The 22,775-nt window shown below is 73.5% G+C and carries 4 protein-coding genes; all 4 read right to left on the bottom strand.

What is annotated here, in order from left to right:
- Positions 1–495: 495 nt before the first annotated feature.
- Complete coding sequence (locus O5O46_RS20310; protein ID WP_269856941.1) at positions 496–1,749, bottom strand: MFS transporter; 1,254 nt, start codon at positions 1,747–1,749, stop codon at positions 496–498.
- A 37-nt stretch (positions 1,750–1,786) separates the two neighbouring features.
- Entirely contained in the window at positions 1,787–2,299 is a 513-nt protein-coding gene (locus O5O46_RS20315; protein ID WP_269856942.1) for a GNAT family N-acetyltransferase, read from the bottom strand.
- Positions 2,300–2,392: 93 nt separating this feature from the next.
- Positions 2,393–2,596, bottom strand: a complete 204-nt coding sequence (locus O5O46_RS20320; RefSeq protein ID WP_269856943.1) for an MbtH family protein — start codon at positions 2,594–2,596, stop codon at positions 2,393–2,395.
- A 184-nt stretch (positions 2,597–2,780) separates the two neighbouring features.
- Positions 2,781–22,766 carry a non-ribosomal peptide synthase/polyketide synthase gene (locus O5O46_RS20325; protein WP_269856944.1) on the bottom strand — a complete coding sequence of 6,662 codons (19,986 nt, stop codon included), beginning with the start codon at positions 22,764–22,766 and terminating at the stop codon, positions 2,781–2,783.
- Positions 22,767–22,775 lie beyond the last annotated feature (9 nt).

Raw genomic sequence — 22,775 nt, forward strand, 5'->3', positions numbered from 1 at the left:
ACGATCCTTCACGTCACGATCCGTCGCTAGCGCTGCATCGACTGTGGGCACGTCACCACAGCCGCGCTCATCGACTCTTCTCCGCGGCCCGCTGGTGTGCCGACCATGTGGGATTGGTGTTCGTCGATGCGATCGTGGCACGCCTTCTGCCCGCAGGATCGCCGATCACCGTGGCGGTTGACGAAACGGTCCGGCAAGAAGGTGTTCGCCGCCGTGTGGCATCACGACACGGCACAAGGCATCGAAGTCGGCCGGGTTCGGGGAGTGCTGGGTGGTCGTCGGCATCGTGGCTGAACTGCCGTCCTGCTCCCGGCCGGTGTGCCTTCCGGCGCTCGCCCGGCTGTAGCGGCCCCGCCACACCGGCAAACTCGCCCACGCCCGCCAGATGGCCGATTTGATCGACGGCCGCCGTCCCGACCGGATCGTGCACGCCGACAGGAAGTGTGGAACGTGCCCTGCTCGAGGCGTACGCCGTGGCAACGGTCGAGATAGAGATCATGATCCGGCGGACATCGACCTGATCCCGCTGCTGAAGGTGGCGGTCACCGCGGCGACGGCGACCAGCAGCGGGAAGACCAGCATCGCCGTGCCGGAGGCGAAGCGTGCCAGGAGCAAGCCCACCAGGGCGGGTGCGAGGGCGGCCGCCGAAGTGGCCGACAGCAGTAGCACGCTGACCACCCGCCCCTGGAGACGGTCCGGGGTGACGGCCGACTGGTAGCCGAAGAGCGCGGCGTTGGTGGTGGGCCCGAGGAAGAGCGCCGCGGCCAGCGGCACCGCGGCGAGCAGGCTGGTGGGGACCAGGGCGCTGACCGCCATCAGTGCGGTGGTGGTCCAGCAGAGCACCACGATAAGTCTCGGTAGGCCCAGCCAGCGCTGGATGACCGGGGCGGCGCAGGCGCCCAGGAAGCCGCCCAGGCCGAAGATCGTGCTGGCCAGACCGACGACGAACGATGAGGTCCCGGAGCGCTGCAGGGAGACGATGATCGCGAAGAGCATGCCGGTGAAGGCCATGTTGAGCGGGGCGGCGATCGCCAGCAGGGCACGCAGGAACGGATTGCCGAGCACGAACCGCAGCCCCTCGACCCCGGCCGCCCCGCTGTTCTGGGGCGGCTCGCTCCTTGGCTGCTGCATGGGCCGGCGGATGGACATGATGGCCGTCAGCGACAGCAGGAAGGTCAGCGCGTCGCCGAGGAACGGCAGCGCCCTTCCCAGCCCGAACAGCAGGCCGCCCAGCGGTGGTCCGGCCAGCGAGCTCCCGTACGATCGTGCTTCGTTGCGGGCGACGGCGGTGGGCAGTTGGTCCGGGGGCACCAGGTTGCGCACTGCGGCGTGTTCGGCCGTGCCGAACACTGCATCGGCCGCAGCGCTGCTGATCACCACCAGCAGAATCAGCGCGACACCAGCCTTGCCTACCAGCACCGCGCAGCCAAGGACGGTGTGAGCGGCGATCCGGAGCGCGTCGCAGGCCACCATCAGACGGCGTCGGTCGACACGGTCGGCGAGGACGCCGGCCGGCAGTCGGCAGGCCATGGCGACCAGCAGGCCTGCCGTGCCGACCAGACCCGCCTGAGCCGGGGACCGTGTCAGCTCCAGCATGAGGAGCGGGAGCGCCAGATTGGCCATGGCGCTGCCCACGTCGGATAGACACTGACTGGCCCAGAGCAAGTTGAAGGCACGGTTACGCCACAGGCTCAGGGGCCGTTCGTTCTCCGCCGTGACGGCGGCGGCCCCGGTGCTCTGCTCCATCATTCTCCTCTGCGCGCGGGGGCCGCCAGTGCACGGTGCGTCAGGTGATGTCGGTGGTGGGGCTCACCAGCAGCTTTGTCACCGAACCGTCGTCGCCGACGATGTCCCGCACATGCCGGAAGCCGAGTCGGCGGCACATCCTGAGGCTGGCGGTGTTCTCGGCGCCCACCATGCCGTACGCCTCCTTCAGCCCGCGGGTGTCGGCGGCGTGGCGCAGCAGGCCGCGGACGACCTCGCTGCCCAGCCCCTCGCCCCAGTACGCCGGGGCGAGCGCGGCGACGAGTTCGTGCCCGGCTACGTTGCCGGTCTTCTTCAGCTCGGCGTGGCCGATGTACTCCTCCTGGCACCACACGCCCCAGACGTCGAACAGGTCGTTGGGATAGACATCGGTGAGGATGGCGCTGAACAGTGTGCGGATCTGCGGCGCGGATACCTGTGCCTGCCCCATCCATCGGCTGACCTCCTCCTCGCTCAGCAGCGCCACGAAGGCGTCCTCGTCCTGCGGTCTGTATGGAATGAAATGCAGCCGTTCGGTTCTCAGGGCGGGCGTCATGGAAGGCTCCTCGGCGGTGGGACGGAGAGGTGGTGGCAGCCCGGACGCCGGGGCGACCGCGCCGCCACCGGCGTCCAGCTCGAGTAGGGCGGGTCAGGCGGTGGCGTTCTCCATCCGCTCGCGCAGGCTGCGCGGGCGCATGTCGGTCCAGACCTCGTCCACGTAGGCGGAGCACTCGGATTCCGTGCCCTCCTTGCCGACGGTGTGCCAGCCGGCGGGCACCTCCACGTCGAGCGGCCACAGCGAGTACTGCTCCTCGTCGTTGCGCAGCACCTGGTAGCGGGCGTTCTCGTCCATGTTGTTCTCCTGTCGTGAGTCCGGTTGGTTCGTCTCGGGCCTGCCGGTCCGTCGGGGTCGGTCCGGCCCGCCGTGCGAAGCGCGGCGGTCACACAGTGGTCCGGTGCGGCCCGTCAGGGGGCCCTCGGCGACCGCGAAGCGTGCCGGCGGCGCACGGGTGGTGCGCGTGCCGGGCGGTGGGTCGTCACCGGGGGGCCCGGGCGTGCTGGGCGATGTAGCGCAGCGCCTCGGCGAACTCCTCGGCGACGCGCCGCACGGTCGCCGTGTCGTGGACGGCGGGGCGGTGGTGCCAGGTGAAGGCGAGGCGACCGTTCTGAACCGCGCCCACCACCTCCAGCAGGTGCGATCCGCTGTCCCGGGGGTCGTGGTCCTGACCGAAGGAGCCGTGCTCGGCGCGTACCAGGCCGCCGCCTGTGGTCTGCGGGCGGGCATCCCACTGGCCCAGGTAGTTGAACACCACCTGCCCAAGGGTCGCGGTGGCGAGCCGCTCGCGGACCTCGGCAGGTCCGTAGGTGCGCAGGGCGCCGAAGCCCAGTCCGTTCCCCGGCACCGCACGCAACTGGCGGCGCACCGACTTCACCAGCGCACGCCAGTCCCGGGCGGGCCGGAGGTCTTCGGGGCGGTCGACCTGGAGGGCCACCGGGTGGACGGTGGTGAACCATCCCACCGTGCGGGAGAGGTCCACCCCGTCCAAGAGCTCCTCGCGACCGTGCCCTTCTAGGTCCAGGCGGATCCGGTCGCTTCCCCGCCAGCGGGCCAGCGCGAGGGCCAGCGCGGCCAGCAGGACGTCGTTGACCCCCGTGCGGTAGGCGCTCGGGGCGGCGCGCAGCAGCGCGGTGGTGTCTGCCTCGGCCAGTTCCACCGTGATCGTGCGGGTCTCTCCCGTCTCCGGTCCGACCACGGGATCGGCCGGGCCCGGCTCGGCGGACAACGCCTGCTCCCAGAAGGCGAGTTCATGGTCAAGCGCGCCGTCGGCGACGTGAGCGGCCAGCTTCCGTGCCCAGTCGCGGAAGGGGGTGGTGCGCTCCCCCAGCGTGACCGGATCGCCGCGCAGGGCCTGCTGGTAGGCGGTTTCCAGGTCGTCGCGCAGGATGCGCCAGGACACCGCGTCTACCACCAGGTGGTGCGCGACCAGGAGCAGGAAGGCGCGCCCATCGGTGTGGCCGGTGAACAGCCCTGCCCGTAGCAGGGGCCCGCGAGCGAGGTCGAAGCTCGTGTGCAGTTCGTCGGCGGCCTTCTCCATGGCCGCGTCGGCCTCCGCGCGGCACAGCCCGGTCAGGTCGTTGTGGACGAGGACGCCGTCGCTGCCGCCGGGCGGCGGGTTGAACTGGTGCCAGCCGTCGGCGTCCTGGGTGAACCGCATGCGCAGTGCGTCGTGGTGCTCCAGCAGGGCGTCCAGCGCCGCACGCAGGGCTGCCGCATCGGGCGCGGTGTCGAGTTCCAGCAGTGCCGACTGGTTGAAGTGCTGGTGGTCGGCGCGCGGGGTGGTCAGGAACCACTCCTGGATGGGGGTGAGCGGCACCTCGCCGGTCACCGGACCGTCAGCGAGGCCTTGCGACGCGGTGCGCACGACGGTGGCCAGTTCGGCAACGGTCTGGTGGGTGAACAAGTCGCGGGTGGCCAGGTGCAGGCCGTCCCTCCGCAGCCGCGAGACCACCTGCATGCTGAGGATGGAGTCGCCGCCAAGGTGGAAGAAGTTGTCGTGTGCGCCGACCTCCTCCACGCCGAGGACGTCGCCCCAGATGCGCGCGATGCGGCGCTCGGTGTCGGTGCGCGGCGCGGTGCGCGATCCGCCGGCGAGGTGCCGGGGGTCGGGGTCGGGCAGGGCCCGCCGGTCGGTCTTGCCGTTGGGCGTGAGCGGCAGCCGGTCCAACGGTACGAACACCGACGGGACCATGTGCGGCGGCAGTTGCCGCGCCAGGTGCTCGCGCAGTTGCGTGGGGGCGAGGCGATCTGGGGTGGCTTCGGTGGGGACGACGTACGCCACCAGCCGTCCGGTGCCGGGCGCCGCCTCGCCGCTCGGGCCGCCGGCCCGTACCACCACCACCGCGTCGCGCACCTGAGGGCTGCGGCGCAGCGCGCTTTCGACTTCGCCCGGCTCGATCCGGAAGCCACGCAGTTTGACCTGGTCGTCGGCGCGCCCGACGAAGCGCAGCTGGCCGTCGGAGCCCCAGCTCACCAGGTCGCCGGTGCGGTACATACGCTCCCCCGGCGGGCCGAAGGGGTCCGCTACGAACCGACGGGCGGTCAGGCCTGGGCCATTCAGGTAGCCGCGGGCGAGCCCGGGGCCGGCCACGTAGAGCTCGCCGATCACGCCGGGCGGCACCGGCCGCAGAGCGGCGTCGAGGACGTGGACGCGACCGGCGCCGGCCGGGCGGCCGATCGGCGGCGCGCCCGGCCCCGGTGACAGTGGGCCGGTCCAGGTGGCGACCACCGTGGCCTCGGTCGGACCATAGGAGTTGATCATCCGGCGGCCGGGGGCCCACCGCTCCACCAGGTCGGCCGGGCACGCTTCGGCACCGACGATGAGGGTGCGCAGGTGCGGCAGGGCGGCGGCTGAGCCGGCCGGTACGGTGGCCAGGGCCGCCGGCGGGATCAGCGCGTGGCTGACGCGATGGTCGGCGAGTACCTGCGCCAGCCGGTCCCCGACGAGCGGCCCCTCCTCCACGGTGACCAGGGTCGCGCCGGTGAGCAGGGAGACGCACAGTTCCAGCACGGAGGCGTCGAAGCTGGGCGACGCGAACTGCAGCACCCGGTCGCCCGGCCCCGCCGCGTACTGCTCGGCGGCGGCCGCGGCGAAGCTCGCCAGCCCTCGATGCGTCACCACCACGCCCTTGGGGGTTCCCGTGGATCCCGAGGTGTAGATGACGTAGGCGGGGTGGTCGGCGGTGACGGCCGCGGCGCGGTCCGCGTCCGTGGGGGCGATGTCCGGCCCTTCCACGACCCAGACCTGCGCCGGATCGTCCAGCACGAGCTGGGCGTCCGCGTCACGCAGCATGAACTCCCGCCGCCGCTCGGGGTAGTTCGGGTCCACGGGCAGGAACGCCCCGCCCGCCTTGGCGACGGCCAACTGTGCCACCACCGACTCCACGCCCCGGGGAAGGGCCAGGGCGACGACGGTCTCGGCACCGACACCACACCGCAGGAGCCGGTGCGCCAGCCGGTTGGCCGCCCGGTCGACCTGCGCGTAGGTCAGTTCGCGCGAGCCGTCCGTCAGCGCCGCCGCGTCGGGTGTGCGCGCCGCCTGACGCTCGAACAGCTCCGCCAAGGTGGCCCCCGGCATCGGCCGGAAGGTGCCCCGACCCTGTTGCAGCAGGGCCTTGAGATCCTCGTCCGTGGCGAGCGGCAGTGCGCCCAGGGGGCGGTCGGGGTCCTCCGCGACGGCGGCCAGCAGCGTGCCGAGTTGGTCGGCCATCCGCTCCGCGGTGGCCGCGTCGAACAGGTCGGTGTTGTAGGTGAGCAGGCCGTGCAGGGCGCCGGAGTCGGTCTCGGCGAACTCCATGGTGAGGTCGAACGCGGCATGCCGCAGGTCGGATTCGACATCGGAGACGTCGAGGCCCGGCAGTTCGAGGTGGGCGGCCGGGGTGTTCTGCAGGACCACCATGACCTGGAATAGCGGTGTGCGGCTGGTATCCCGTACGGGCTGGACCTCGTCCACCACCCGCTCGAACGGCACGTCCTGGGAGGCGAAGGCGTCCAGCACCGTCTGCCGGACCTCGGCGAGGAACTCGGTAAAGTGCCGCTGCGGCTCCACCCGCGATCGCAGGACCAGCGTGTTGACGAAGAACCCGATCAGGTTCTGGGTCTCGACCCGGTCACGGCCGGATGTGACGGTGCCCACCGCGATGTCCCGTCCGCCCGACAGCCGGGCGAGGAAGGTCTGAACCGCGGCGACGAGCGTGGTGAACAGGGTGGCTCCGTGGTCTCGCCCAACCTGAGCCAGGCGACGGGCCGTCCGGGGCGGCAGGACCAGGCGGGTGGACGCGCCGTTGCCGGTGCGCACCGCCGGGCGCGGCCGGTCCGTGGGCAGCTCCAGCGGCTCGGTGCCGGCCAGTTGCTCCTTCCAGTACGCCAGTTGCCCGTCCGTGCCGGTGTCGACGATGGCCCGCTGCCAGTGCGCGTAGTCGGCGTACTGGACCGTCAGCGGCGGCAACTGCGCGGTGCTGGCGTCCAGTTCGGCACGATAGAGGTGAGCCAGGTCGCCGGTGAGCACGGAGGTGGACCAGCCGTCGGTGACGATGTGGTGCAGGGTGAGGGTCAGCACGTGGTCGTCGTCGGCCAGTCGTACCAGACCGGCGCACAGCAGCGGACCGCGACGCAGGTCGAACTGACGGGCGCGCTCGGTCGCCAGCAGCTGCTCCAGCCGCTCCGCACGGTCCACCGCCGGCTGCCCGGACAGGTCGTGCAGGGGCAGAGGAACCTCCTGGGGACGGTGGACGATCTGCACGCCATGGCCGTCCACCGTGTCGAAGGTGGTGCGCAGCGACTCGTGCCGGGCCACCAGGGCCCGCAGAGCCGCGGTGAGGGCGCCGGTGTCGAGTTCGCCGCGCAGGCGCATCGCGAGCGCCGTCACGTACTCGGCGCTGTCGGGTGCGAACTCCGCCAGGAACCAAAGGCGTTGCTGGGCGTAGGACATGGGTGCCGTCGTGCCGCGCGGGAGCGGGACCAGAGCGGGCCCGCTCGCGTCGCTCGTCCCACCTTCGGCGATCAGCGCGGCGAGCGCGGCCGGGGTGGGGTGGGTGAACACCGCCCGGGGCGACAGGTCGGTCCCGAACGCCTCGCCCAGGCGGGCGGCGAGGCGGATGCTGAGAATGGAGTCGCCACCCAACTGGAAGAAGTCGTCTTCCACGCCGGGCCGGTCCACGCCCAGAACCTCGGCGAAGACCGCCGCCGTGCGGTGTTCGGCCTCCGTGCGGGGCTCGACCCTCGCGGCCTGCGTTCGCGGCGCCGGGAGCGCCGCGCGGTCGACTTTTCCGTTGCCGCTCAGTGGGAGCACCGCGAGGGGGACGAACGCGGACGGAACGAGGTAGTCAGGCAGCGAGTGGCGGGCGAACGCCCGCAGCTCCTCGGTGTCCTTCCCGATCGGTCCGACGACGTAGGCGACCAGCCTGCGCGCTCCGGGCGCGTCCTCACGGGCCACCACGGCCACGTCGGTCACAGCGGGGTGGGCCGCCAGGGCTGCTTCCACTTCGCCGGGCTCGACCCGGAATCCGCGGATCTTCACCTGGTCGTCCACCCGCCCGAGGAAGTCGACCGTACCGTCCGGCCGGCGTCGGGCCAGATCACCGGTGCGGTACATGCGGCCGCCGGGCGGCCCGAAGGGGTCCGGGAGGAAACGGGCCGCGGTGTCCCCGGGGCGGCCGAGGTAGCCGCGCGCCACGCCTTCTCCTGCCACGAACAGTTCGCCCGCGCAGCCCGGCGGGACGGGCCGCATGCGGCTGTCGAGGACGTGGATCCGCACGTCGTCCAGCGGCTCGCCGATGGGCAGGGTGTCGGGCACCGCCCCCGCGTCGGTGAGGGCGTGGGAGGTGGCGAAGGTCGTGGTCTCGGTCGGTCCGTAGCCGTCGACCACGGTCAGCCCGGGGCAGGCTGCCAGCACCCTGCGTACGGGCTCCGCGGGGACCACGTCGCCGCCGGTCCACACCTGGCGCAGTCCCGCGAAGCAGTCGGGAGCATCCTGGGCCAGCAGCCGGAACAGACCGGCCGTCAGCCAGGCCGCCGTCAGTCCGCCGTCGTGGGCGAGGCGCCGCAGCAGCGCCGCGTCCACCGGCTGGTCGGGGGCCACCACCACGCATCCGCCGTTCAGCAGTGGTGCCCACACCTCGAAGGTGGCCGCGTCGAACGCCACCGGCGAGTGGAACAGCACGCGTGCGCACACCCCATCGGTGAAACGGCTGTCGGTGGCCAGCGAGGCCACGTCGCGGTGACGCACCGCCACGGCCTTCGGCAGGCCGGTGGACCCCGAGGTGAACATGACGTAGGCGAGCTGGTCGGGGTCCGCGGCCGGGAGGCGCGGGCCGCCGGTGTCGCCGGTGCGGGCGGCGGCGACCTCGTCGGCGGTGAGGCACAATGCGGCGCCCGCGTGGGCGAGCAGGGCGACGCGCCGCTCCCGCGGGCCACGGGTGTCGACGGGCAGGTAGGCGCCGCCCGCCTTGAGGACCGCGAGCTGTGCGACGACGAGTTCGGCGGAGCGGTCCATGAGCAGCGCCACCCGGTCCTCGGCCGCCAGACCGCCGTCCAGCAGCCGGGCGGCAACGCGGTCGGACCACTCGTCGAGCTGCCGGTAGGTCACCCGCCGGTCGCCGTCGGACAGCGCGGTCGCGTCCGGGAGGTGGCGTGCCCGCTCGGCGAACAGGTCCACCGGGCTGCGGGGGGCGACGCGGCGGGCGGTGGTGTTCCACCGCCGGAGCACCTCCTGGTCCTCGGCGGTGATCAGCTCCAGGTCGTCCACGTCGCCGTCGAGGCCGTCGGCGAGGGCGGTCAGTACAGCGGTCAGGCGGGCCGCCGCCCGCTCGACCGTGGCGCGGTCGAACAGCGCGGCGTCATAGGCGAGGTCGAAGCCCAGGCGGTCGGCCAGGTGGGCGCGCAGGCACAGGGGGAAGGTGGTGGCGTCGTCGGCCCGTATCTCTTCGACGCGGACCCCCGTCCTCGCGGTGGCCGTCTCGTCGACGGGGTAGTTCTCGAACACCACCATGCTGTCGAACAGTGCCTCGCCCGCCGGGACATCGCTGACGGCCTGGACACGCGGCAGCGCGAGGAAGTCGAAGCGCCGGGCGTCGCTCTGCTGGTCCTGCAGTACACGCAGCCACGGCAGTACACCCGACGCCGGGACGCGGACCCGGGTCGGCACGGTGTTGATGAACATGCCGATCATCGCCTCCACTCCGGGCAGTTCGGCCGGGCGGCCGGAGACGGTGGTGCCGAAGACCACGTCCCGCTGACCGCTGTAGCGGGCCAGCAGCAGTGCCCAGGCGCCCTCGACCAGGGTGTTGACCGTGAGACCGGCGCGGGCGGCCGTGTCTCGCAACCGCGCCGAGGTGCGCGCGTCCAGCTCATGGTGGACGGAGGCGGCGGAGCGGGCGCGATGCGCCTCGGCCGGCGTGCGGTCGTACGGCAGCGCGGTGCGCGCGGTGAACCCGCCGAGGGTGTCGGCCCAGTACCGTTCGGCCGCCTCCTCGTCCTGGTCGCGCAGCCACCGCAGGAAGTCCGCGAACGGGCGCCGGAGGGGCGGGGCGGCCTCCGGGCCGCCGGTGAGGGCGGCATAGCGCTCACACACCTCGGTGAGCAGGTGCGCGGTGCTCCAGCCGTCCAGGATGAGGTGGTGGGTGGACCACAGCAGCAGGACTTCGTCGTCGGGCAGGGCGGCCAGCGTGACGCGGGTGAGCGGCGCGCTGGTCAGCTCCATGCCCGCCGCACGGTCCTCGGCGAGCAGCCGCTCGCTCTCGGCGGCGCGTTGGCCCGGGGTCAGCTGGCGCCAGTCCAGGTGGGTGACGGGTAGCCGCACCAGGTGGTGGACCACCTGCACCGGATGCGGCAGGCCCTGCCAGTGCACACTGGTGCGCAGCGCGGGGGTGCGATCGGCGACCTGCTGCCAGGCCGCGGCGAACGCCCGCGGGTCGGCGACGCCCGACAGCCGCACCGCCGTGCGGTCGAAGTAGGCGCCCGCCGTGTCGACGAGCCCGTGGAAGAGCATGCCGGACTGCAGCGGCGTGAGCGGCAGCACGTCGGCGGTGTTCCGCCCGTCGCCCACCAGCCGGTCCAGATGCTCCTGGGATAGTCCGGCGAGCGGGAAGTCGGAAGGCGTGCGGCCGCCGGCGTGCGGCTCGGCACAGTGCGCCACGATCTCGCGCAGCCCCGCGCACATGTCGTCTGCCAGGCGGCGCACCGTGGACTCGTCGTAGACCGCCGTCGGGTAGGTCCAGCCGAGTTGGAGCCGGCCGTCCTGCACCACGCCCGTGATGTCGAGCAGGTAGGGGCGGGGTTCGTCCGGGTCGGTGTCGCTGCCGGCCGGCGGCAGCGCCGCGCGGTACAGGCCGTCCCCCGCGGGGCTGCTCCCGGCGTCCCACTGGCCGTGGTAGTTGAACCCCACCTCGGCTGACGGTGCGTCGGCCAACGGGCTGTCGGGCAACAGGTGGCGCAGCGCGCCGTAGCTCATGCCGTGTGCCGGCACCGCGCGCAGCTGTTCCTTGACGGACCGCAGGGTCTCGCGCCAGCCGGCGTCAGGGGACACGGTCAGGGCGAGCGGGAACTCGGCGGTGAACCAGCCGACGGTCCGCGACAGGTCCACGTCGTCGAAGACGTCCTCGCGCCCGTGCCCCTCCATCCCGAGCAGCACGGTGTCGCGCCCGCACCAGCGGGCCAGCGTGCGGCCCAGAGCGCTGAGCAGCACGTCGTTGACCTGCGTGCGGTAGACGTCCGGCACGTGGCGCAGCAGTGCCTCGGTCTCCGCCGGGTCCAGCGTCGCAGTGACAGTGGCGGCGGTGCCATGGGTGTTGGGGCCCTGCCTGCCGGCCGGGAGGGCAGTGGGGGCACAGCGGGTGCGCGTCCAGTAGTCCAGGTCGGTGTCCAGGCCCCCGGCGCGGGTGTGCCGCTCCAGCCGGGCCGCCCAGTGGCCGTAGGCGGTGCCCACCGCGGGCAGGGCGACGGGCCCTCCGGACGCGGCGGCCCGGTGGGCGGTCTCCAGATCGGCCAGCAGGATGCGCCAGGAGACCCCGTCCACCACCAGGTGGTGAACGGTGATGAGCAGCTGCGCGGGCCGGTTCGGGCCACGGTCGAAGAGCAGCACCCGCACGACCCGGCCCTGTGTGGGGTCGAGCGCTGTCTGCGCCTCCTCCGCCTCTCGCCGCACCCGCGCCTCCAGCATGGGGGCGTCCAGATCCGCCACATCGTGCTGGGTGAGCACGCCCTCCGGCGCCTCGGGCAGCACCTCCTGGAGCCAGCCGGTGTCGGTGTGCCGGAATCGCGTGCGCAGCGCCGGGTGGTGGCGCACCAGGGCGTCGACCGCCTGCCGCAGGGCGTGCGGGTCCGTGCCCGGAGCCAGTTCCAGGCGCTGGGTCATGGTGAACCGCAGCCGCTCCCCGGGGCGGCGGCCGTCGAGGTACCAGCGCTGGATCGGGGTGAGCGGTGCCTCGGCGGGCGCGGCGAAGTCCGTCGGGGTGGGACGCTGGTCCGCCTCCGTGACCCGCAGGGCCAGTTCGGCGATGGTCTGGTGACGGAAGACGTCCTTGGTGGTGAGTGCTAGCCCGGCCTGGCGGGCCCGGGCCACGATCTGGATGCTGAGGATCGAGTCGCCGCCGAGGGTGAAGAAGTTGTCTCGCGCTCCCACCCGCTCCACGCCCAGTACCTCGGCCCAGATGGCGGCCAGGCGCTCCTCGGCGCCGGGCCGGGGCGGCACGTACGGCGTCCCGCTGTCGGGCCGGTGCGGCGGGGCGGGCAGCGCGCGCCGGTCGGCCTTGCCGCTGGTGGTGCGGGGTATCCGCGCCAGGGGGACGAACGCGGCGGGCACCATGTGGTCGGGCAGCGTCCGCCGCAAACGTACCCGCAGCTCGTCCGCGCGTAGGACGCTGTTGCCCGCGGGCACCAGGTAGGCGACGAGCACGAGGCGCCCGGCGTGTTCGCGGGTGGTCACCACGGCCTCGGTGATGTCCGGGTGCCCGAGGAGAGCGGCCTCCACCTCGCCCGGTTCGATGCGGAAGCCCCTGATCTTGACTTGCTCGTCGACGCGTCCGAGGAACTCCAGGGCGCCCCGCTTGTCCCAGCGGGCGCGGTCGCCGGTGCGGTACATCCGTTCTCCCGGCGCGCCGAACGGGTCGGCGAGGAAGCGGGACGCGGTCAGGCCGGGCCGGTTCAGGTAGCCGCGGGCCACCTGGCTTCCGGCCAGGTACAACTCGCCGGGCGTACCGGGCGGTACCGGGCGGAGCGCGCCGTCCAGGACGTAGGCGCGCAGGTTGCGGCCGGGCCGTCCGATGACCGGGCGTTCGGGTTGCTCGGCGCAGCGGCCGTAGACGGCGTCGACCGTGCATTCAGTGGGTCCGTACATGTTGTACGCGGTGACACCGAGGCCCTCGGCCGCGCACAGCTCCCCCCAGGCGTCAGGACCGACCGCCTCGCCGCCCACCAGCAGCAGGCGCGGATGGTGGCGGCCTGGCGCGAGGAGCCCGGCGGCGGTCAGTTCGCGCAGGAAGGACGGGGTGACGTTCACCAGGTCCAGGCGCCGCTCGGCGACCTGGGCACAGAATGCCTCCGGATCCAGGCGGACGTCCTCGTCGACGAGGTGCACCTCCTGGCCCAGGGCAAGCAGCAGCGGTCCTTCCCAGGAGGTGTCGAACGAGAAGGAGGCGCTGAGCGCGGCGCGCAAACGGCGCCCGTCCGTGGTGTGCGGGGCGACGAGTCCGACCCGGTGGTCGCGGCAGAGATTGACGAGGTGCCGGTGTTCCACGGCGACGCCCTTGGGCCGCCCGGTCGAGCCGGAGGTGTAGACGATGTAGGCGGTGTTCTCGGGGCGAAGCGGCGCGAGGCGGTCGGTGTCGGCCGGGTCGTGGGCGGGCAGCCGGCCCCACGGCACCTCACGCAGCGTCTCGGCCGTCACTACGGTGTGCGGCGCGGCATCCGCGAGAAGGAAAGCGATGCGCTCCGCTGGCAGGTCGGGGTCCAGGCACAGCAGGGTGCCACCCGCCTTGAGCACGGCGAACAGCGCCACCAACAGGTCGCTGGTGCGCGGCAGACGGACGGCGACGACGCGTTCCGGACCGGCGCCGAGTCCGACGAGGTGGTGGGCCAGCCGGTTGGCGCGCTCGTTGAGCGCGGCGAACTCGAGGGTGGCGTCCCTGGCCACCAGCGCGGTGGCGTGCGGCGAGCGGGCTGCCTGCGTCTCGAACAGGGCGGTGAACGTGGTGTCCGGCACCGGCAGCCGTTCCCCCTGCCACTCCCCCAGCACGCGACGCGACTCGGCGGGGGTCATCAGCGGCAGTGCACCGACGGTCCGCTCGGGATCGTCAGCGGCGGCCTCCAGTAGCAGGCGCAGCCGGGCGGCCAGGCCTTCGGCGGTTTCAGTGTCGAACAGGCCGCTGTTGTACTCCAGGAATCCGGTAACGCCGTCGTCGCCCTCGACGAAGTCGAAGGCGAGGTCGAAGGTGGCGTGCCGGACCGGCGGCGGCACCGGGGCGACCTCCAGACCGGGCAGGCGGGGCGCCTCGGCGCCCAGGTTGTGCAGCGCCACCATGACCTGGAACAGCGGCGTGCGGCTGGTGTCCCGCTCGGGCTGGAGGGCGTCCACCAGCCGTTCGAAGGGCACGTCCTGGTGGGCGAACGCCGACAGGACAGTGGTGCGCGTCTCGGCGAGCAGTTCGCGGAACGACATGCCGGGGCGCACCCGGCCACGCAGCACCAGGGTGTTGACGAACATGCCGACGATGTCATGGAGTTCGGGGTGCTCGCGGCCCGCGGTCACCGTGCCGACGGCGACGTCCTCCTGGTCCGCCCAGCGCGCCAACAGGACCTGACACGCCGCCAGGAGAGTCACGTAGAGGGTGGCGTCGGCGGCACGGCCCACCTCGCGCAGCCGGTCGGTCAGCGCCGCGGGCACAGTGAACGTGACGAGCGCCCCCTCGTGGGTCCGCACGGCGGGCCGGGGTCGGTCGGTGGGCAGTTCCAGCGGGGTCACACCCTCCAGCGCCTGGCGCCAGTGGGCGAGGTCCTCCTCTGCCCGGTCGGTGCGGGCACGTTGCCAGGCGGCGAAGTCGGTGTATCGCACGGGCAGTTCGGGCAGCTCGGGAGCTCTGACCTCGTGCGCCGCCGCGTACAGCTCACCCAGATCCCTGCCGAGAACCCCGAGCGACCAGCCGTCGGTGACGATGTGGTGGAGGGCCAGGACCAGCACGTGCTCGTCAGGTGCCAGGCGCGCCAGTCGGGCGCGCAGCAGCGGCCCGACCGTCAGGTCGAAGGCAGTGGCCGCCTCGCGTTCGAGCAGTGCGTCCAGGACCGCCGACGCGTCCGCGGCGCCGCTCAGGTCCTCCACCCGCAACGCCACCGGGTACGGCGGGTGCACGACCTGCCGCGCGCGGCCGTCCTGCTCGGCGAAGGTGGTGCGCAGCGCCTCGTGCCGGTCGACCAGGCCGTCCAGGGCGGTGCGAAGTGCCGCCTCGTCGAGCGGACCGCGCAGCCGCAGCACGGACAGGGTCGTGTACTCGGTGCTTCCCGGCTCGAATCGGTCGAGGAACCACAGCCGCTGCTGTGCGTACGTCAGCGGCGGGGGGGCGCCCGGGTCCGCGGGCGGGATGGCGTCGGCCGGAGCGGTCGGCGCCGCGGGCGGGTCGCCGAGGGCGGCGGCCAGTGCGGCGACCGTCGAGTGGGTGAACAGCAGTCGGGGCGAGACGTCCACGCCGAACGCCGCGCGCAACCGGGAGGTGACGCGGACGGCGAGGATCGAGTCACCGCCGAGGGCGAAGAAGTCGTCTCCGGCGCCCACCTCCTCGGCGTCCAGGACGTCCGCCCATGCGGCCGCGACCAGGCGTTCGGCGCGGGTGCGCGGCGGCGTGCGGTCGGCGCCCGCGGCGAAGCCGTCCGGGCCGGGCGCGGGCAGGGCGCGCCGGTCGAGCTTGCCGTTGGCGGTGAGCGGCAGCGCCGTCAGCGGCACGTAGGCGGCGGGCACCATGTGCGCGGGCAGCAGGCGCTCCAGATGGGCGCGCAGTTCGGCGGCGGTCGGAGGGGCGGCGTTCTCGCGGCTGCCGGTAGTGACCACGTGCGCGACCAGCCGCCGGGTACCGCAGGCGTCCTCGTACGCACCCACCGAGGCGGCTGCGACGCCCGGGTGGGTGCGCAGGGCGGCCTCGATCTCGCCGGGCTCGATGCGGTAGCCGCGGATCTTCATCTGCTGGTCGGCACGGCCCAGGTACTCCAGCGTGCCGTCGGCCCGCCACCTGGCCCGGTCGCCGGTGCGGTACATCCGGCTGCCGGGCCGTCCGAACGGGTCGGCGACGAAGCGGGTCGCGGTCAGGCCGGGTCGGCCCAGATAGCCGCGGGCCAGGCCCTCGCCCGCCACGTACATCTCGCCGACGGCGCCGGGCGGTACGGGAGCCAGCGCGCCGTCGAGCACGTGGATCCGCAGGTCGGGGATGCCCGTGCCGATGGGGCTCGCGGCACACGCGGCGGCCCTCGCCCGGTCGAGGGGGGCGTAGGTCACGTGGACGGTGGTCTCGGTGATGCCGTACATGTTGACCAGGCGCGGGGCGGTGTCCGGGTGGCGCGTGTACCAGTCTGCGAGCCGCTCGACGTCCAGTGCCTCGCCGCCGAAGACCACCGTGCGCAGGGTCAGGCGCGCGCTCACCTCGGGGTGCTCGGCATCCGCGCGCGCCAGCGGGTAGAAGGCGGAGGGGGTCTGGTTGAGGACCGTGACCCGTTCGTCGGCCAGCAGGCGCAGGAAGTCCTCTGGGGAGCGTGCTACGTCGTCGGGGACGACGACGAGCCGGCCGCCGTGCAGCAGCGCGCCCCACAGCTCCCACACGGAGAAGTCGAAGGCGTAGGAGTGGAACAGCGTCCACACGTCGTGCTCGTCGAAGCGGAACCAGGGGCGGGTGCGGGTGAACAGCCGCACCACGTTGGCGTGCGGCACCACGACACCCTTCGGGTGACCGGTGGAGCCGGAGGTGTAGATGGTGTAGGCCGGGCTTTCCGGTGTCGGGCGGTGGCAGTGGACCGGGCCGGTGCCGGGGCGGGCCGCGAGGTCGGCCCGTACCGCCGCGTCGTCCAGGAGCAGAACGGGTACGGGGGTGTCCTCCGCCGGTGCGGCGAAGTCGGTGGTGGTCACCAGCGCCACCGGGGCGGCGTCCCGCAGCAGGTGGGCGACGCGTTCGGCGGGCAGCCGGGGATCGATCGGCAGATAGGCCGCCCCTGTTTTCAGGGCGGCGAGTACCGCGACGACCAGGTCGGTGGAGCGGGGCAGCGCGAGGGCCACGTAGCGCTCGGGTCCGGCGCCGTACTCCGCCAGGCGGTGGGCGAGCCGAGTGGCCCGTGCGTCGAGCCCGGCGTAGTCGAGGTGGTCGCCGGCACAGGTGACGGCGATCGCGTCGGGGAAGCGAGCGGCCTGGGCCTCGAACAGGTCCACAAGGGTCTCAGCGGGCCGTCCCTCCTCGGTGCCGTTCCACTCCACGAGCATCCGGCGCCGCTCCTCGGCGGTGGTCCACGCCAGGGTGCGCAGCGGCCGTTCGGGGGCGGCGGCGATCTCCGTGAGGAGCAGGCACAGCCGGTCGAGGAGAGCCCGGACGGTGGCGCCGTCGAACAGCTCCGGGTCGTAGGCCAGGTCGAAGCCGAGCCGTTCGCCCTGGTAGGCGCGGAGCACGAGGGGGTAGTTGGTGGCGTCCCGGGAGGTGACGTCCATCAGGCGGACCCCAGAGGCGGCCGTGAGGGCCTCGTCGAAGGGGTAGTTCTCGAAGGCGACGATGCTGTGGAACAGCGCGGCGCTGGACGGTACCTCGCTCAGGGAGGTCAGCTCGGCGAGGGAGACCGCCGCGAAGCGTCGTGCGTCGGCCTGGGCGTCCTGGAGGTCGCGGAGCCACGCGGCGGCCGTGCGGTGGCTGTCGACGCGGACCCGGGTGGGCAGGGTGTTGATGAACATGCCCACCATCGACTCCACGCCGGGCAGGTCGTCGGGGCGTCCGGAGACGGTGGTGCCGAAGACCACGTCCGCCTCCCCGCTGTAGCGGGCCAGCAGCAGCGCCCAGGCGCCCTGCACCACGGTGCCCAGGGTGAGCCCGGCGTCCCGGGCGGTGCGCACCAGGCTTCCTGACGCCGTGTCGGACAGCGCGGCGGTGTGGACGCCCGCGGATCGGGCCCGGTGCACCTCCCGCAGGGGCCGATCGAAGGGGAGCGGCGTCGGGGTGGCGAAGCCGCCGAGGACGTCGCGCCAGTGCGCGCGTACGGCCTCAGCGTCCTGATCCGCCAGCCATCGCACGTAGTCGCCGAACGGCCGGCGCACAGGCGTCAGTGCCTCGCCTCCGGCGATCAGCGCCGCGTACTCCTCGCACACCTCGGTGAGCACCTGCGCGAGGCTCCAGCCGTCCAGGATCAGGTGGTGGGAGGTCCACAGCAGCTTCAGTCGCGCGTCTGGCAGCCGGATCAGGGTGAGCCTCATCAGCGGCGCCGTGCCGAGGTGCAGGCCGCGCGCGAGGTCGTCGGAGCGGAGCCGTGCGAACCGCTCGGCGCGCTCGCCCTCGCTGTGTTCCCGCCAGTCCAGCTGGGTCACCGGCACCCGCACGTTCCGGTGGACGACCTGGAGCGGTACGGGGACGCCCTCCCACACCACACAGGTACGCAGCGCGGGCGTGCGGTCGGTGACCCGCTGCCAGGCCAGGGCGAAGGCACGCGGGTTCGCCACCCCGTCCAGGAGCAGGGCCGCCTGGTCCACATAGACGTCGTCCGGGCCGCCGACCAGCCGGTGGAAGAGCATGCCCTCCTGCAGCGGGGTCAGCGGAAGGACGTCTTCCACGTCCCGGCCGTCGCCGACGAGCCGGTCCACACCGGCCTGGTCGAGGCGGGCCAGCGGGAAGTCGGAGGGGGTGCGGCCGCCAGCGTCCGGCCGGGCGCAGTGCTCGGTGATCGAGGCCAGCGCCCGCACCATGCCGTCCGCCAGCTCCTGGACGGTCTCGGCGTGGTGCACCTGGTCGCTGTAGTGCCAGGTGATCTCCAGCTGGCCGTCGGCCACCACGGCCGAGACGTCCAGCAGGTGGTCCAGCGGTTCACCGACCGCCATGTCCCGGCCGGGCGCCTCGGCCGCGGGAGCGAAGTCCCGCCCGGCGGCCGCCTCCCACTGGCCGTGGTAGGTGAAGCACACCTGCGGCAGCGGCACGTCCCGCAGCGCGGGGGCGGCGCGGTCCGGCGAGCCCAGGCGGGCCAGTGCCTCATAGCTGAGCCCCCGCCGCGGCACCGCGCGCAGCCGCTCCTTGACCGCCTTCAGCGTGGCGCCCCAGTCGGGGGCGCCGGACGGCCCGGCCGGGGTGAGGGTGACGGGGTACTGGGCGGTGAACCACCCCACCGTCCGCGACACGTCGATCGCCTCGTCGGGCCCACCTCCGCCGAGGTCCTCCCGGCCGTGGCCCTCCAGGGCGACGGTCACCCGCTCGGCGCCCGCCCAGTCGGCGAGCACCCGGCCCAGCGCGCTGAGCAGCACGTCGTTGACCTGGGTGCGGTAGACCGCGGGTACCCGGCGCAGGAGCGCCGCGGTGGTGGCGTGGTCCACCCGGGTGCGCACGGTGCGCACCGATCCGGCGAGGGGTGCTCCGGGTCGGTCGACGGGCAGCGGGGTGCGCGGGGTGGCGGCCTCCTTCGTCCAGTACGGCAGGTCCTCGTCCAGGTCGCCGGCGCGCACCCGCCGGGCCAGGTGGGCGGCCCAGTGGGTGAACGGCGTAGTGGCCGGTTCCAGGTGGGCCGGCTCGCCCGCGGACACCTGCCGGTACGCCCGCTCCAGGTCGGAGAGCAGGATGCGCCAGGAGACACTGTCCACCACCAGGTGATGGGCCGTCAGGAAGAGTTGGGGGTGGTCGCCTTCCGGGGGCAGCAGCAGCGCCGCGCGCAGCACGGCGCCGGTGGCGGGGTCCAGCGCCGCGCGGGCGGCGTCGGCGGCCTCCGCGCGGGCGGCCGACAGGTCGGCGGCGGCCACAGCGGACAGGTCGTGGCGGGTCAGCAGCGCGGTGGCCGAGTCGGCGCCCGGTCGCTGCTCCCAGGTGTCCCCGGTGGGCGTGAACCGGGTGCGCAGCGCCGGGTGGTGGCCGACCACCGCCGCCAAAGCCCGTTCCAGGGCCTGTTCGTCGAGGTCGTACGGCAGGTCGAGGAGCATCGACATGCTGAAGTGCCGCAGCAGGCCGTGGGTGGCGAAGAACCACTCCTGGACGGGGGTCAGCGGTGCGGGTCCGTCGTCATGCGGGCGCGGCGGCGCGGTCTCCCCGGCGGTCCGGTGGGCCGCGGCGGCGGCCAGATCGGCGACGGTCTGGTGGCGGAAGACGTCCCGCGAGGTCAGGCGCAGACCGGCGGCGCGGGCCCGGGAGACGGCCTGGATGCTGAGGATGGAGTCGCCGCCGAGTTCGAAGAAGTTGTCGGTGACACCGACTCTGGCCACCCCCAGCACCTCCGACCAGATGCCGACGAGCGTCTCCTCGGCGGGGGTACGCGGGGCGACGAACTCCCGTTCGCGTGGGGCGGCGTCGAGGTCGGGGGCGGGCAGGGCCCGGCGGTCCAGCTTTCCGCTGGTGGTCAGCGGCAGGGCGTCGAGCACGGTGAAGGAGGACGGCACCATGTGGCCGGGCAGCACACGCCCGCAGGCCGCCCGAAGCTCGGAGGCGGCGGGCCGCGCGGCGCCCGCGGCGGCCTCCAGGTAGGCGGCGAGCCGTAGGTGGCCGTGCGCGTCGGGCAACGCGACGACGGCGGCGGCGGCGATACCGGGCAGCTCCAGCAGGGCCGCCTCGACCTCGCCCGGCTCGATGCGGTGGCCGCGGACCTTGACCTGGTCGTCGGTACGGCCGAGGTAGTCCAGCCGCCCCTCCGCGGTCCAGCGTGCCAGGTCGCCGGTGCGGTACATGCGTCCGCCGGGCGGCCCGTACGGGTCGGCCACGAACCGCGCCGCGGTCAGGCCGGGGCGGCCCGCGTAGCCACGGGCCACCTGCTCGCCCGCCAGGTACAGCTCGCCACCGACGCCCGGCGGAACGGGCTGGCGCCGGGCGTCGAGGACGTACGCCCGCACGTTGGGCAGCGGCCGGCCCACCAACGGGCGGCGGTCGCCCTCGATGCGGCAGGCCAGCGCGTCGACCGTGCACTCGGTGGGGCCGTAGAAGTTGTACGCGGTCACGTCCCGGTGCCGGGCCAGCTCACGCCACAAGCCGGGCCCCACCGGCTCGCCACCGAGCATCAGCACCCTGGGGTGGTGACGCGGGTCGGTGAGCAGACCCGCGGGTAGCAGCTGCCGCAGGTACGAGGGGGTCAGGTCGAGGAAGTCGATGCGGTGCTCGACGACGTACTCCACCAGAGCGGCCGCATCCAGCCGGGTCGCCTCGTCGACCAGGTGCAGCGGGTGGCCGTCGGCCATCAGCAGCACGCCCTCCAGCGAGGTGTCGAAGGAGAAGGAGGCGGTCAGCGCCACCCGCAGCGGGCCGCCGCCCGCCTCGGCGACGAACCCCGCGCGGTGTCCGGCGAGCAGGTTCGTCAGGCATTGGTGCGGGACGGCGACGCCCTTGGGACGGCCGGTGGAGCCGGAGGTGTAGATGACGTACGCGGTGTTGTGCGGATCGAGCGGAGCGAGCCGGTCGGCGTCGCACGGGTCGGTGTCCGGGCCGGTGCCGGGCGCCGAACGCAAGGCGGCCTCGTCGAGCACCAGCTTGGGCCGCGCGTCGTCCAGCAGGAACCGGACGCGGTCCTCGGGCAGCGCCGGATCGAGGGGCAGGTAGCCGGCGCCGGTCTTCCAGACGGCGAGAATCGCCACGAGCATGTCGGCGCTGCGCGGCAGTCTCAGCGCGACCAGCCGCTCGGGGCCCACGCCGAGGGCGATCAGGTGGTGGGCGAGCCGGTTGGCGCGGGCGTTGAGCGCCGCGTAGTCCAGACGCTCGTCGTCGGCCACCAGTGCGGTGGCGTGCGGGGTGCGCGCCGCTTGCCGTGCGAAGAGTTCGGGATACGTCGTGGCGGGCAGCGGACGTGCGGTGTCGTTCCACTCCTCGGTCATCCGCCGTACGTCCTGCGCGGAGAGTAGGGGCAGCGTGTCCAGCGGCCGGTCCGGTTCGGCGGCCACGCCCGCCAGGGTGCGCAGCAGTTGATCCGCCATCCGGCTCACGGTGGCAGCGTCGAACAGGTCGGTGCGGTACTCCAGCAGTCCGGTCAGCCCGTCCCCGTCCGGCAGGAACTCCACACTCAGGTCGAAGGTGGCCGCCTGCCGTGGCACGGTGACCGGGCCGGTCTCCAGGCCCTCAAACGCGGGGGCCGCGGGCGGTGCCGGATGCAGCAGGACCATCACGTCGAACAGCGGGTTGCGGCCCGCCTCCCGGGGTGCGCCGACGGCCTCCACCAACCGCTCGAACGGCGTGTCTGCGTGCGCGAAGGCGCCGTTGACGGTGTCGGCGGCAGCCGCCAGCAGGTTCCGGAAGGTACCACTGGTCTCGACCGTGGTGCGTAGCACCACGGTGTTGGCGAAGAAGCCGACGGCTCGTTCCAGGTCGGTGCGGGAGCGCCCGGGGGTGAGGGAGCCGACGGTGATGTCGTCCTGCCCGGACCAGCGGGACAGCAGGCCCTGGCAGGCGGCGACCAGGGCGGCGAACAAGGTGGTGTGCTGCTCGGCGGCGAGTTGGCGCAGCAGGGCGGTGGTGTCGGCGGGAACGGTGAAGGTGTGCACCGCGCCCGCCCCGGACTCCTCTCCTCGACGCGGGCGGTCCAGGGGCAGGTCCGGCGGCACCGCTCCGGACAACTTCTCTGACCAGTAGGCGAGTTGTCGCTCCAGCGGCGGTCCCGATAACCGCTCGCGTTGCCACACCGCGAAGTCCGGGTACTGCGTCGCCACTGCTGGGAGCGACGGCTGCGCGCCGCGGGCCAGGGCGTCGTAGGCGGTGCACAGCTCCTCCAGCGCCACGCCCATCGACCAGCCGTCGGTGACGATGTGATGGGCGGTCAGCAGCAGCACGTGTGAGGAGGACCGCTCCCGCAGCAGCAGGGCGCGCAGCAACGGGCCGGTCCGCAGGTCGAAGGGGCGGGAGTACTCCTCGAGCAGCGCCGTCTCCAGGGCGTCTGGCCCCTGCCGGCGTTGGTCCGGCGCGCCGAGGTCCCGGACCGGCAGCGGTACCGGTCCGGCAGGGTGCACGGTCTGCACCGGCCGCCCTTCGCTCTCGTCGAACGTGGTGCGCAGCGCCTCGTGGCGCTCGACCACGAGGCCGATCGCCCGGGAGAGGGCCGCGCAGTCCAGCGGTCCGGTCAGCCGCAGCGCGACGGCGCTGTTGTAGCGGGCGTCACCGGGGCGCAGCCGGTCCAGGAACCACAGCCGTTGCTGGGCGAAGGACAACGGCAGCGGCCGGGTCCGGTCCGCGCGGGGTATGGCCTGGCGGGCGCCCGCGCCCGGCTCGCTTGCCCGTCCGGCGAGCCGGCGGCGCAGTGCCTCCTGGAGGTCCGCGGGCAGGGCCTCGGCGCGGTTTCGCTTCGAAGACGTCATGGTCGTCCG

It is taken from the genome of Streptomyces sp. RPT161 (assembly GCF_027533845.1).
Lineage (GTDB): Bacteria > Actinomycetota > Actinomycetes > Streptomycetales > Streptomycetaceae > Streptantibioticus_A > Streptantibioticus_A silvisoli_A.